Source organism: Paraburkholderia ginsengiterrae (assembly GCF_001645125.1).
Classification (GTDB): domain Bacteria; phylum Pseudomonadota; class Gammaproteobacteria; order Burkholderiales; family Burkholderiaceae; genus Paraburkholderia; species Paraburkholderia ginsengiterrae.
Genome location: NZ_LXKA01000110.1, coordinates 180,888 through 193,686, shown reverse-complemented (window position 1 = coordinate 193,686; position 12,799 = coordinate 180,888). Strand labels below are relative to the sequence as shown.

The following is a 12,799-nucleotide window of genomic DNA, read 5'->3' as shown; positions in this document are numbered from 1 at the left end:
TCGTGGAAATGAGCTATACCGAGACGATTGGCAGCCGCACCTATCGCTTTGCCGATCTGAAAACCCTGATGGCGAAGGCCAGTCCGCAGCGTTCTGGCGACCAGCTCGCGGGCGTTGCGGCAGCGAGCGAGGAAGAGCGCGTGGCGGCCAAGATGGCGCTCGCGCAGGTGCCGTTGCGCACCTTCCTCAACGAAGCGCTGATTCCGTACGAAAGCGACGAAGTCACGCGTCTCGTGATCGACGATCATTCACCGCAGGCGTTCGCGGAGATCGCGCATCTCACGGTTGGCGATTTTCGCAACTGGCTGCTGAGCAATACGACCGATGCCGACGCGCTCACGCGCATCACTGCGGGCCTCACTCCTGAGATGGTCGCGGCGGTATCGAAGCTCATGCGCAATCAGGACCTGATAGCGGCCGCGCGTAAACGTCCGGTGATTACGCGCTTTCGCAACACGGTGGGGTTGCCGGGGCACATGTCGGTGCGTTTGCAACCGAATCATCCCACCGACGACGTCAAGGGCATCGCCGCCTCGATGCTCGATGGTCTGATGTACGGCTGCGGCGACGCGATGATCGGCATCAACCCGGCCAGCGACAATCTCGCCGCGATCACCAAGCTGCTGGTGATGATCGACGAGTTCCGTCAGCGCTATCAGGTGCCGACGCAATCGTGCGTGTTGACTCACGTCACCAATACGATCGCCGCGATTGAAAAAGGCGCGCCGGTCGATCTGGTGTTTCAGTCGATCGCGGGCACGGAGAAAGCGAATGCCGGCTTTGGCATTTCGCTCGCGCTGTTGCAGGAAGCGTATGAAGCAGGGTTGTCGCTGAAGCGCGGAACGGTCGGCAACAATCTGATGTACTTCGAAACGGGACAGGGCAGCGCGTTGTCGGCGGACGCGCACTTTGGCGTCGATCAGCAGACGTGCGAAGTGCGCGCCTACGCGGTCGCGCGCAAGTTCAATCCGTTCCTCGTGAACACGGTGGTGGGTTTCATCGGGCCGGAGTATCTGTACGACGGTAAACAGATCACGCGCGCCGGTCTCGAAGATCACTTCTGCGGCAAGCTGCTCGGCGTGCCCATGGGTTGCGATATCTGCTACACGAACCACGCCGAGGCCGATCAGGACGACATGGACAACCTGCTCACGCTGCTCGGCGTCGCGGGTATCAACTTCATCATGGGCATTCCCGGCGCGGACGACGTGATGCTCAATTATCAAAGCACGTCTTTCCACGACGCACTGTACGTGCGCGATGTGCTCGGTTTGCGGCGCGCGCCTGAATTCGAAGAATGGCTGGAGTCGATGCAGATCACCGATGCGCGCGGCGCGTTGCTGAGTGCAACGACACAGCAACCGCTTCTGGAAGGCGCGCGTGATTGGATGGGCATAGCATGAGCGACTTCCTCGAAAAGAATCCGTGGAACGCGTTGCGTCAGTTCACCAACGCGCGCATCGCGCTGGGCCGCGCGGGCAGCAGTTTGCCGACGGCGCCGCTGCTGGCGTTCAACCTGTCGCACGCGCAGGCGCGTGACGCCGTGCATCATCCACTCGATGCGGACGTGCTTCACGAACAGTTGCGCGCGCAAAACTTCAGCACGCTCGACGTGCAGAGCGCAGCGCCGGATCGGGAGCATTACTTGCGGCGTCCTGATCTCGGAAGGCGCTTGTCGGAAGCAAGTCGTGCTGCACTGACGGCGGTGCCGAACGAGTCGCCGGAAGTGGTGTTTGTGATCGGCGATGGCCTTTCAGCGTTCGCCGCTTCGAAGCAAACTATCCCGCTGTTGCAAGCAGTCATTCCGCGTCTCGCGGATTGGAAGATTGGGCCTGTGGTGGTGGCGCGTCAGGCACGCGTCGCGCTGGGTGATGAGATTGGCGAATTGCTCGGCGCGAAACTGGTGGTGATGCTGATTGGTGAGCGGCCAGGTTTGAGTTCGCCCGATAGCCTCGGTATTTACCTGACGTATGGGCCGAAAGTCGGTTGTAGCGACGCGCAGCGCAACTGTATTTCTAACGTGCGCCCGGAAGGACTCGACTATCCGCTGGCCGCGCACAAGTTGCACTACCTGCTGACGCATGCGCGGCGTTTGGGTCTCACCGGTGTAGGCCTGAAAGACGATAGCGATGCAGCGCTGGCGCATACACCAGCGGCACCTGCGGTTAGCGACAACTCAAATCCGGGCGCGGCGTAAGAACGTAAACTAGGCACTCGAACGCATTCACGCACGCTCGTGCCTCTTCAAGCATCGGCCCGTTCTACAGGATGTGTTTCCAGCCACGCGTTCTCGTCATCCTCGAAAAGGCGTGAGCGCGTGAGAAAGCGCAAACCGCTGGGCCGCTCCAAAGAAAACATTCCGCCATTTCCCGGCACCACGTCGATGATCAACTGCGTGTGCTGCCAGTATTCGAACTGCGATTCGCTCATGTAGAACGGCACGTTCGCAATCATGCCGAGCTTCACATCGGACGAGCCGACCATAAATTCGCCCTGCGGAAACATCATCGGTGCGCTGCCGTCGCAGCATCCACCGGATTGATGGAACAGCACGGCCCCATGTTCGGCGCGCAGTTTGTCGATCAACTCGACCGCGGCAGGCGTTGCGATTACGCGGGCGACTTCTTTCTCATTAGCCATCACATGCCCTCGTGTAAAAAGAGCGAGCCGCGTCATGCGGCTCGCTCGAACGGGATCGTCGCGTTTAGAAGAAGCCGAGCGGCTTCTCGCTATAGCTGACGAGCAGGTTCTTGGTCTGCTGATAATGGTCGAGCATCATCTTGTGATTCTCGCGGCCAATGCCCGATTGCTTGTAGCCGCCGAACGCGGCGTGTGCCGGATAGGCGTGATAGCAATTGGTCCAGACGCGGCCCGCCTGAATCTGACGGCCGAAGCGATAGGCGCGCGTGCCGTCGCGCGTCCACACGCCGGCGCCGAGGCCGTAGAGCGTGTCGTTGGCGATCTCGAGCGCTTCGTCTTCGGTCTTGAACGTCGTGACCGACACCACCGGCCCAAAGATCTCTTCCTGGAAGATGCGCATCTTGTTGTGGCCGCGGAACACAGTCGGCTTCACGTAATAGCCCTTGCTCAACTCACCGCCAAGCGTATTGCGTTCACCGCCAATCAGACATTGGGCGCCTTCCTGTTTGCCGAGGTCGACGTACGAGAGAATCTTTTCCAGTTGCTCCTGCGAGGCCTGGGCGCCAATCATCGTCTTGGTGTCGAGCGGATGCCCTTGCGCAATCGCCGCGACGCGCTTTAACGCACGCTCCATGAAGCGGTCGTAGATCTTTTCATCGATCAATACGCGCGACGGGCACGTGCACACTTCACCCTGATTCAGCGCGAACATCGCGAAGCCTTCGAGCGCCTTGTCGAAGTAGCTGTCGTCCGCATTCATCACGTCGGCGAAGAAAATATTCGGGCTCTTGCCGCCGAGTTCGAGCGTCACCGGAATGATGTTCTGGCTCGCGTACTGCATGATCAGGCGGCCGGTCGTGGTCTCGCCGGTAAACGCGATCTTGGCGATGCGCTTGCTGGAAGCGAGTGGCTTGCCGGCTTCGAGGCCGAAGCCGTTGACCACGTTCAGCACGCCCGCGGGCAGCAGGTCGTGAATCAGTTCGACCAGCACGAGAATCGACGCCGGCGTTTGCTCGGCCGGTTTGAGCACTACGCAGTTGCCGGCGGCGAGCGCGGGAGCGAGCTTCCACACGGCCATCAGGATCGGGAAATTCCACGGAATGATCTGGCCGACCACGCCGAGCGGTTCGTGAAAGTGATACGCAACCGTGTCGTCGTCGATCTCGGAGATCGAGCCTTCCTGGGCGCGCACGGCGCCCGCGAAGTAGCGGAAGTGGTCGATGGCGAGAGGAATGTCCGCGGCCATGGTTTCGCGCAACGGCTTGCCGTTGTCGATCGTCTCGGCTACGGCGAGACGTTGCAGGTTCGCTTCCATCCGGTCGGCAATGCGGTTCAGGATGTTCGCGCGCTCGGTGGTCGAGGTCTTGCCCCACGCCGCTTTCGCGCGATGCGCGGCGTCGAGCGCGAGTTCGATATCGGCTTCGCGCGAACGCGGAATCGACGTAAACGGCTCGCCAGTGATCGGCGATACGTTATCGAAGTACTCACCGCCCGCGGGCTTCACCCATTCGCCGCCGATAAAATTCGCATACTGCTTCTTGTACGGGAATTCGGTGGTCAGAAACTGCATCTCTGCGTGATTCATCTGTGTGCTCCTCACATGTTGAATGGGCTATATTCGGCGCGATATTTCGCTTGGCCGCGACAGGCAAGAGCCAGAAGCGTGCCAATGCACCGCGCTGGTGATCTGTGCACGTGCAACAGGCACTCTCGCGCGGTGTGATGCGGTACGCTGTTCAATTGGTGTTGGGCGAACGTCCTGTTTCTGAGCAATGTGCGCAGCGTTGTTCATTCATTGAGCAGGGGTTGAACAGCTGCTGTGCGCTTGCGGATGCGATTCGCGCGAGGCGGGCCGCGAGCCCGTTCGGCATAGGAATTGCGTGCCCTCTCGCCTTACTACTCGATATTCTGTTTGCGCAGATCCGGTATGACGATAGCCACTTCAAACGAAAGCCTGTCAGATCCGACGCTCACGCCGCAGCCGAGCTTCCGCGTGCAGACCCGTGTCGCTCACGATGCGGACGAGCAGGCGCGCAGTCTTCACGGCTGGAGCCAGACCTATGACCAGTTGACTGCGGGATGTTTCGTCGGCGCCCTGACTGAGCTGTGCCTCGACCACATGCAGGTGTTCGTCGAAACGACTAGCCATACGCTGCGGCAAACCTGCGAAGTGCAGAAAGACGCTTACTGGTTCGGCATTCCGACATGTCCCGAGGGTTCGGGACGCATCGACGCCCAGGTGATCGCGGGCGACGCACTTGCGTTCCGTCCGGGCGGGATCGAATTCGAGCTGCTGACCTCGGCGGGTTACGAAATTTTCGGGGTGGTGGTGAAAGGCGAGGCGTTGCGCCGTTATGCGGCGGAGGTGGAGCGCGTCGGCCTCGCCGATCATGTGCCGAACACGGAGGTCGTGCCGATCGGCATGGCGCGCAAGGCGCAGTTGTGCGCGTCATTGCGCAGATTGCTTGACGATGGCGCGGCAAGCAGCGCACCGCTGTCCTCGTTCGCGCGCAACAACCTGCAGGCCTCGGTGCTGGCGTCGCTGTTCGACGTCGGTGCGTTGCCGGCTTCGGAGCCGGCGGCGATGCCCGCGCGGCCGCGTCGTCAGTCGATCGTGTCGGAAGCGCGGGAGTATGTGCTGGTCAATCGCGAGCGCGCGGTGAACGTGCCGGAATTGTGTGAACGGCTGCACGTGAGCCGGCGCACGCTGCAATACTGCTTTCAGGACGTGCTCGGCATGGCGCCCGCCACTTATCTGCGGACGATTCGCCTGAACGGCGCGCGGCGCGATCTATCGAATGCATCGGTTGAATCGCGCTCGGTGCAGGATGTCGCGGCGGCGTGGGGCTTCTGGCATCTTAGCCAGTTCGCCACCGACTACCGCAAGCTCTTTGGCATGCGGCCGTCGGATACATTGAAGGCCGCGGGCGCTGCGCTAGCCTGAGTTGCTGCCCACAACCGCGCGTCACTAGCTTGGCTTCAGGCCCGCAAAGCTCTCACTTGCGCAGCAGCCGCAACCCGTTCGTCACCACCAGCAGACTTGCGCCCACATCGGCGAACACGGCCATCCACATGGTGCCCAGACCGATCACGGTCAGCACGAGGAACACGCTCTTGATCCCGAGCGCCAGCGTGATGTTCTGCACCAGCACCGAATGCGTCGACTTCGACAGGCGAATGAACGACGGAATCTTGCGCAGGTCGTCGTCCATCAGCGCGACGTCGGCGGTCTCGATTGCCGTGTCGGTGCCCATCGCGCCCATCGCGAAGCCGATGTCGGCGCGGGCCAGCGCGGGCGCGTCGTTGATGCCGTCGCCGACCATGCCGACTGTCGCACCCTGCGACGACCATTGCGCAACCGCGCTCAGCTTGTCTTCCGGCAACTGGTTGCCGCGCGCTTCGTCGATACCGACTTTCTGCGCGATCGCGGCGGCGGTGTGCGGGTTGTCGCCGGTGAGCATGGCCGTGTTCACGCCGAGGCGATGCAAGTCGGCGATGGCGGCGCGACTCGTCTCTTTCACCGTATCGGCGACCGCGAAGAGGGCCAGCACGCGCTCGCTGTCCACCAGCATCGCGACCGTTTTGCCTTGGCCCTCGAGTTCGTCCAGCCGGGCTTCCAGCGCCCCCGAGCAACGCCCGAGTTCTTCGACCAGCCGATGATTGCCGAGCCAGTACGGCAAGCCGTCGATCTCGCCGCGCACGCCGCGGCGGGCGAGCGCCTCGAAGGCGTCGACGGTAGCGGTGGACATGCCGTCTGCCTTCGCCGCTGCTGCGATCGCCAGCGATACCGGATGATCGGAGCGCCCCGCGAGACTCGCCGCAAGCGTCCGGCTACGCACGACCTCAACATCGGCGAACAGCTCGAACTCGGTTTGCACGGGCTTGCCGTGGGTGATCGTGCCGGTTTTGTCGAGCGCGAGCCAGGCCAGCTTGCGGCCTTGTTCGAGGTAAGCGCCGCCTTTGATCAGAATGCCTTTGCGGGCCGCCGCCGCGAGACCGCTGACGATGGTCACCGGCGTCGAGATCACCAGCGCGCAGGGGCAGGCGATCACCAGCATCACCAGCGCCTTGTAGACCCACACCTGCCACGCCCCGCCGAACAGCAGCGGCGGCACGACCGCCACGGCCAGCGCCACGGCGAACACGATGGGCGTATACACGCGGGCGAACTGATCCACGAAACGCTGCGTCGGCGCCTTGGCGCCTTGAGCTTCCTCGACCGCGTGGATGATGCGCGCCAGCGTCGTATTGCTGGCCGCGGCCGTGACGCGGTAGTCGAATGAGCCGGCTTGATTGATCGTGCCGGCGAACACGGTGTCACCTACGGTCTTGTCGACCGGCAGGCTTTCGCCAGTGATCGGCGCCTGATCCACGCTGGAGCGGCCCGTCACGATCTCGCCGTCGAGTGCGATCCGCTCGCCGGGTTTCACGCGAACCACGGCGCCTGGCGCGATCGCCTTGAGGTCGGTGAGGCGCCAGCTGCCGTCGGGCTGCTGCACGCTCGCCTGCTCGGGCGTGAGTTGCATGAGGCCCTGGATCGCATTGCGGGCGCGGTCGAGCGACTTCGCTTCGATCAGTTCGGCGACGGTAAAGAGCACCATCACCATCGCGGCTTCAGGCCATTGGCGCAGGAGCAGCGCACCGGTCACCGCAATGCTCATGAGCGCATTGATGTTCAGGTTGCCGTTGCGGATCGCGAGCCACCCTTTCCGGTACGTCGTGAGGCCGCAGGAGAGGATGGCGAGGATCGCCAGACCCGCCGGTAGCCAGACCGGTGCGCCGAGCCAGCCAGCGGCCTCTGAGCCCGCCGCGGCGACGGCGGCGAGAGCGAGCGGCCACCACGGCTTGGACGGCGTTTGCGGCGCGGCGCCCGGATTGGCGTCCGCCAGTTCCGGTGTGAAGTCGAGCGAGCGCAGCGCGGCGAGGATCGTGTCGAGCGCTTCCGGTGCGTGCACGACCGTCAACACGCGTTGCATCAGGTTGAAGTCCATGCTGCGCACGTGCGGCATGTGGCCGAGTTTCTTGCGGATCAGCGCTTCTTCGGTCGGGCAGTCCATCTGCATGATGCGGATCGCCGTGCGCAGATCGCCGCCGACGGCCTCGGATTGCGGCAGCCGGATGGGTGTGGGCGCGGGGGCTGCGGAGCAGCAAGCCGAGGCGGCGTGGTCGTGCGCGTGGCCGTGCTCATGCTTATGGGCGTGAGGGTGGTCGTGGCCGTGGTCATGCTTATGCGCGTGAGGGTGGTCGTGGCCGTGGTCATGTTTACGCCCATGAGTGTGGTCGTGGCCGTGGCCATGCTCGTCCCCGTGCTTGCGTTGTTGCCCGTGGCCGTGGTTTTCATGTTCGTGCGCTTCGTGGCTAAGCCCCTTGCACGGCGCGTCGTGCCCATGCGCGTGCTGATGCTCGTGAGCATGCCCTTCGTGCCCGTCGGCGCGGGGTTTCACCGGTTCGAGGCGGTCAGCTTCGGCGAGATTGGCTTGAGGCATGGTGGCTTCCTGGTTCGATTTGTGGTCTAGTAAACACCTTGAAGCCACTACAAGGTCAAGACCGCCATCCGGAGGGGCCATGAAAATCGGCGAATTGGCGAAAATCGCCCATTGCACGACCGAAACCATCCGTTTCTACGAAAAAGAGGGCCTGTTGCCCGAAACGGAGCGCACTGAGGCCAATTACCGCAGCTACACGGCGAAGCACGTCGAGCGGCTGCGCTTCATCCGGAATTGCCGCGCGCTCGACATGACCCACGACGAAATCCGGGCGTTGCTGAGTCTGACGGACGCGCCCGCGAACGGCTGCGGCGGCATCAATGACCTGATCGACGAGCACATTGCGCACGTCGACACGCGCATCGACGAGCTAAAGCAGCTGAAAATGCAACTGACCGCACTGCGCGAGCAGTGCCACGGCGACCAGGCCGTGGAAGATTGCGGCATCGTGCAAGGCCTCAACGAAATGGATGTGAGCGCGCCGCGTGCGCGGCACACGCACCTGGGCTGAAGCGCGTCAGCGGTAATCCGCGGCGGCGACCTCGTTCATGGCTGGGCCGCTCGTGCGGCCTGTCCAATACATCATCGAATCCAGTTGGAGAATCAACGTGTTTACCTGTAGAAATCAGTCCTGCGAGGCGCAGTGGGAGCAATCGGACGTCGTCATCAAGAATGAAGGGCAGGGGCTCCTGTTTCGTTGTCCGATGTGCGGCGCGCGCAATTACGTGGAGCGTTTCGACGGGGAGGACGGTTCGGTCCTGTACGAACAGCTCGAAGGCCGTCCCGACCATGGCCCCATGGCCGAATAATTTTTGCCTTTAGCCGCCTCCAGCCGACAACGAGCCATTACCCCTATGAACAGCCCCACCACCGCCGGCGCGCCGTTTAGCCTGCTGCCGCTGCCGCCCGCGGCGCTCGCTAACCTGACGCAGCTCGGTTATGTCGAGATGACGCCGATTCAGGCCGCGAGCCTGCCGATCGCGCTCGCCGGCCACGATCTGATTGCCCAGGCGAAAACCGGCAGCGGTAAGACCGCGGCGTTTTCGCTGGCGCTGCTGGCGCGCCTCGACGTGCGCAACTTCGCCGTGCAGGCCATGGTTCTGTGCCCGACGCGCGAACTCGCCGATCAGGTCACGCAGGAAATCCGGCGTCTCGCCCGCGCGGAAGAAAACATCAAAGTGCTGACGCTGTGCGGCGGCACGCCGATGCGTCCGCAAACCGCAAGCCTCGAGCACGGCGCGCACATCGTGGTCGGCACGCCGGGCCGCATCATGGATCACCTCGAGCGCGGCAGCCTGCCGTTGCAGTCGCTCAACACGCTGGTGCTCGACGAAGCGGACCGCATGCTCGACATGGGTTTCTTCGACGATATCGCCACCGTCGTGAAGCAATGCCCGAAAGAACGCCAAACGCTGCTGTTCTCGGCGACGTTTCCCGACGGCATTGGCAAGCTGAGCCAACAATTCCTCCGGAATCCGAAGGAAGTAAAACTCACCGAACGGCACGACAACACCAAGATTCGGCAGCGCTTCTATGAAGTGACCGAAGATCAGCGCTTGCACGCCGTCGGTCTGCTGCTGAATCACTATCGTCCGGTGAGCACGCTCGCCTTCTGCAATACCAAGCAGCAATGCCGCGATCTGCTCGACGTGCTGCGCGCGCAGGGTTTTCATGCGCTCGCGCTGCATGGCGAACTCGACCAGCGCGAACGCGATCAGGTGCTGATCCAGTTTGCCAATCGCAGTTGCTCGGTGCTGGTTGCCACCGACGTCGCCGCGCGCGGTCTCGACATCGCGCAACTCGAAGCGGTGATCAACGTCGACGTGACGCCGGATCCGGAAGTGCACGTGCACCGCATCGGCCGCACGGGGCGCGCCGATCAGGAAGGCTGGGCGCTGAGTCTCGCGAGCATGAACGAGATGGGCCGCGTCGGCAGTCTCGAACAGGCGCAAAAACGCGATGTCGAATGGCACAAGCTGTCCGAACTCGAAGCGGCGAGCAACGAGCCGTTGCTGCCGCCCATGGAAACGCTGCAGATTCTCGGCGGCCGCAAGGAAAAGATCCGCCCCGGCGACGTGCTCGGCGCGATGACCGGTGAGGCCGGTTTCGCAGGTTCGCAGATCGGCAAGATCAACGTGACGGAAATGTCCACGTATGTGGCGGTGGAGCGCAGCATCGCGCGCGATGCGTTGCGCAAGCTCAGTGCCGGCAAGGTGAAGGGCAAGAAAGTCAAAGTCCGGCGGATGGACGACGCCTGATCGAAGGCGAGGACGGCCGCAGGCGCGGTGCCCGCGGTCGTCCGCATCACATTACGTCATACCTCTGCAGTTTTCCGCGTTCTTCCCGTCGCGCCAATTCTTCCCTTCAAGCCCCGATCCGGCCTGCCTTTCCTGGCCAGGCGCCCGTTCGCGCCAGCCATGACGTAAACGCATGCCACGCATGACAAAGTTTCGATTGTGACGGTTCATTGGCTGATGCCTAATCACCACACTGGAACGGACCGCCGCACAGTCGGCCGTCCGCGAATCCGCTGCCGGATGAAGAAAGGGAGACAGCCTTATGCAGAGCGCCATGCAAGCCCGCTCGAAATTGCCTGATGTGGGCACGACGATTTTTACCGTGATCGGCCAACTGGCTGCGCAACACGATGCGCTGAACCTGTCGCAGGGCGCGCCGAATTTTGCGCCGGACGCGAAGCTGATCGACGGTGTTGCGCAAGCCATGCGCGCCGGCCACAACCAGTACGCACCGATGGCCGGCATCACCGCCTTGCGCGAAGCGCTCGCCGACAAGGTCGAAACGCTGTACGGCGTGCGCTACGACCCGGCCAGCGAAGTGACCGTGATCGCCAGCGCCAGCGAAGGGCTGTATTCGACCATCAGCGCATTGGTGCACCCCGGCGATGAAGTGATCTACTTCGAGCCCTCGTTCGACAGCTACGGCCCGATTGTCCGTCTGCAAGGCGCCACGCCGGTGGCGATCAAACTGTCCTTGAGCGACTTCCGCGTGGACTGGGACGAGGTTGCCGCCGCGATCACGCCGAAGACCCGCATGATCATCATCAACACGCCGCACAATCCGACCGCGACCGTGTTCAGCGAAGCCGACGTCGCGCGCCTGAAGGCCATCACCCGCAACACCGATATCGTGATTCTCGCCGACGAGGTCTACGAGCACGTGGTGTTCGACGGCGCGAAACATCAGAGCATGGCTTGCCATGCGGAGCTCGCGGAGCGCAGCGTGATCGTCTCGTCGTTCGGCAAGTCGTATCACGTGACGGGCTGGCGCGTCGGCTATTGCCTCGCACCCGCCGCGTTGATGAACGAGATTCGCAAAGTCCATCAGTTCATGGTGTTTTCTGCCGATACACCGATGCAGCACGCGTTCGTCGACGCGTTGGCCAATCGCGAAAGCTACCTCGGCCTGTCCGCGTTCTACGAGAGGAAGCGCGACCTGCTCACGCATGCGCTGCGTGAATCGCGCTTCGAGCTGTTGCCGAGCGAAGGCAGCTTCTTCATGCTCGCGCGGTTTCGTGGATTCTCCGAGGAAAGCGATAGCGACTTCGTGCTGCGCCTGATTCGCGATGCGCGTGTCGCAACGATTCCGCTGTCGGCGTTTTATACCGACGGCACGGATTCGGGCCTGATCCGCCTGAGCTTTTCGAAGGATGACGCGACCTTGATCGAAGGCGCGCGGCGTTTGTGCGAGATCTGATCTGGTATGCGACACGCGACGGCGGCATTTTTGAACGCAGTATGATCGTCGCGCCGTCACGCAACAGCGCGCCGCATGGCGGCGTGACAACACAATCGATGGGAAAGGGAGACCTGTTATGAAGTTGCTCAAGCCTCTATTGGCGCTGGCCTGCGCATTCGCGTCGCTCGCTGCGACGTCTGCCGCGAGCGCTGCCGATACCTCGACGCTGCGTTTCGGACTCGAAGCGCAGTATCCGCCGTTCGAATCGAAAGGCCCGAATGGTGACCTGCAGGGGCTCGATATCGACGTCGGCAATGCGGTTTGCGCTGCTGCGCACCTGACATGCAAATGGGTCGAAACCTCGTTCGACGGGCTGATTCCCGCGCTGCAGGGCCGCAAGTTCGACGCGATCAATTCGGCGATGAACGCGACCGAGCAGCGCCGCCAGGCGATCGATTTCACGACTGTCGTGTATCGCGTGCCGACGCAACTGATCGCGAAACGCGACAGCGGTCTGCTGCCGACGCCCGCTTCGCTGAAGGGCAAGCGCGTCGGCGTGTTGCAGGCGTCGATTCAGGAAACGTTCGCGAAAACGCACTGGGAACCGGCCGGTGTGACTATCGTGCCGTATCAGGATCAGAACCAGGTCTATACGGATCTCGTGGCGGGCCGTCTCGACGCAACGCTCGTGTTGGCGCCTGCGGGGCAAACGGGCTTTCTGTCGAAGCCGAGCGGCAACGGCTATGCCTTTGTCGGCGAGCCTGTGCGTGACGACAAGATTCTGGGTAGCGGCATCGCCTACGGCATTCGCAAGGGCGATACGGCGCTGCGTGACCAGTTGAACGCCGCGATCGCGAAGGTGCAGGCCGACGGTACGGTAAAGACGCTGGCCGCGAAATATCTCGGCAACATCGACGTGTCGGCGAAATAATCCGCTGCGTATCTATCCGGATATAGCGCTGTGTGGGTTGTCCGTC

General features: G+C 62.7%; 12 protein-coding genes. 9 read left to right on the top strand and 3 right to left on the bottom strand.

Features of this window, described 5'->3' with window-relative positions:
- Window positions 1-8: 8 nt before the first annotated feature.
- Both A6V37_RS08995 and eutC read left to right on the top strand, forming a co-directional pair.
- Window positions 9-1,403: an ethanolamine ammonia-lyase subunit EutB gene (locus A6V37_RS08995; protein WP_064266914.1), complete on the top strand. Its 1,395-nt coding sequence runs from the start codon at window positions 9-11 to the stop codon at window positions 1,401-1,403.
- Window positions 1,400-2,197, top strand: a complete 798-nt coding sequence (eutC, locus tag A6V37_RS08990; protein WP_064266913.1) for an ethanolamine ammonia-lyase subunit EutC — start codon at window positions 1,400-1,402, stop codon at window positions 2,195-2,197. The genes A6V37_RS08995 and eutC overlap by 4 nt, the downstream gene beginning before the upstream one ends.
- Window positions 2,198-2,244: 47 nt before the next feature.
- Here the strand turns inward: eutC and A6V37_RS08985 are convergent, their stop codons facing one another.
- Together A6V37_RS08985 and adh are read right to left on the bottom strand one after the other, a co-directional pair.
- The gene (locus A6V37_RS08985; protein ID WP_064266912.1) at window positions 2,245-2,640 is read right to left on the bottom strand and encodes a DUF779 domain-containing protein; all 396 of its coding nucleotides are present in this window, start codon (window positions 2,638-2,640) and stop codon (window positions 2,245-2,247) included.
- Between the two features lie 64 nt (window positions 2,641-2,704).
- Window positions 2,705-4,225, bottom strand: a complete 1,521-nt coding sequence (gene adh, locus A6V37_RS08980) for an aldehyde dehydrogenase (protein ID WP_064266911.1) — start codon at window positions 4,223-4,225, stop codon at window positions 2,705-2,707.
- Window positions 4,226-4,567: 342 nt separating this feature from the next.
- Between adh and A6V37_RS08975 the strand changes: the two genes are divergently transcribed.
- Window positions 4,568-5,584 (top strand): helix-turn-helix domain-containing protein, encoded by a 1,017-nt coding sequence (locus A6V37_RS08975; protein ID WP_064266910.1) that lies wholly within the window; start codon window positions 4,568-4,570, stop codon window positions 5,582-5,584.
- A gap of 52 nt (window positions 5,585-5,636) precedes the next feature.
- On the opposite strand, the gene A6V37_RS08970 is transcribed toward A6V37_RS08975, so the two are convergent.
- The gene (locus A6V37_RS08970) at window positions 5,637-7,703 is read right to left on the bottom strand and encodes a heavy metal translocating P-type ATPase (protein ID WP_279616157.1); all 2,067 of its coding nucleotides are present in this window, start codon (window positions 7,701-7,703) and stop codon (window positions 5,637-5,639) included.
- On the opposite strand from A6V37_RS08970, the gene A6V37_RS42780 reads away from it, so the two are divergent.
- The 6 genes from A6V37_RS42780 (at window position 7,650) to A6V37_RS08940 (ending at window position 12,753) form a co-directional block, all read left to right on the top strand.
- The gene (locus tag A6V37_RS42780) at window positions 7,650-8,156 is read left to right on the top strand and encodes a hypothetical protein (protein WP_167361431.1); all 507 of its coding nucleotides are present in this window, start codon (window positions 7,650-7,652) and stop codon (window positions 8,154-8,156) included. The genes A6V37_RS08970 and A6V37_RS42780 overlap by 54 nt on opposite strands.
- A gap of 49 nt (window positions 8,157-8,205) precedes the next feature.
- A complete protein-coding gene (gene cadR / locus A6V37_RS08960; protein ID WP_064266908.1) occupies window positions 8,206-8,637 on the top strand; it encodes a Cd(II)/Pb(II)-responsive transcriptional regulator in 432 nt (143 codons plus the stop codon).
- Between the two features lie 97 nt (window positions 8,638-8,734).
- Window positions 8,735-8,935, top strand: coding sequence for a hypothetical protein (locus A6V37_RS08955; RefSeq protein WP_064267182.1), 201 nt, complete (start codon window positions 8,735-8,737; stop codon window positions 8,933-8,935).
- Between the two features lie 45 nt (window positions 8,936-8,980).
- Window positions 8,981-10,384 (top strand): ATP-dependent RNA helicase DbpA, encoded by a 1,404-nt coding sequence (dbpA, locus tag A6V37_RS08950; RefSeq protein WP_064285928.1) that lies wholly within the window; start codon window positions 8,981-8,983, stop codon window positions 10,382-10,384.
- A gap of 301 nt (window positions 10,385-10,685) precedes the next feature.
- The gene (locus tag A6V37_RS08945; RefSeq protein ID WP_064266906.1) at window positions 10,686-11,840 is read left to right on the top strand and encodes a pyridoxal phosphate-dependent aminotransferase; all 1,155 of its coding nucleotides are present in this window, start codon (window positions 10,686-10,688) and stop codon (window positions 11,838-11,840) included.
- Window positions 11,841-11,958: 118 nt separating this feature from the next.
- Complete coding sequence (locus A6V37_RS08940) at window positions 11,959-12,753, top strand: ABC transporter substrate-binding protein (RefSeq protein ID WP_064266905.1); 795 nt, start codon at window positions 11,959-11,961, stop codon at window positions 12,751-12,753.
- Window positions 12,754-12,799 lie beyond the last annotated feature (46 nt).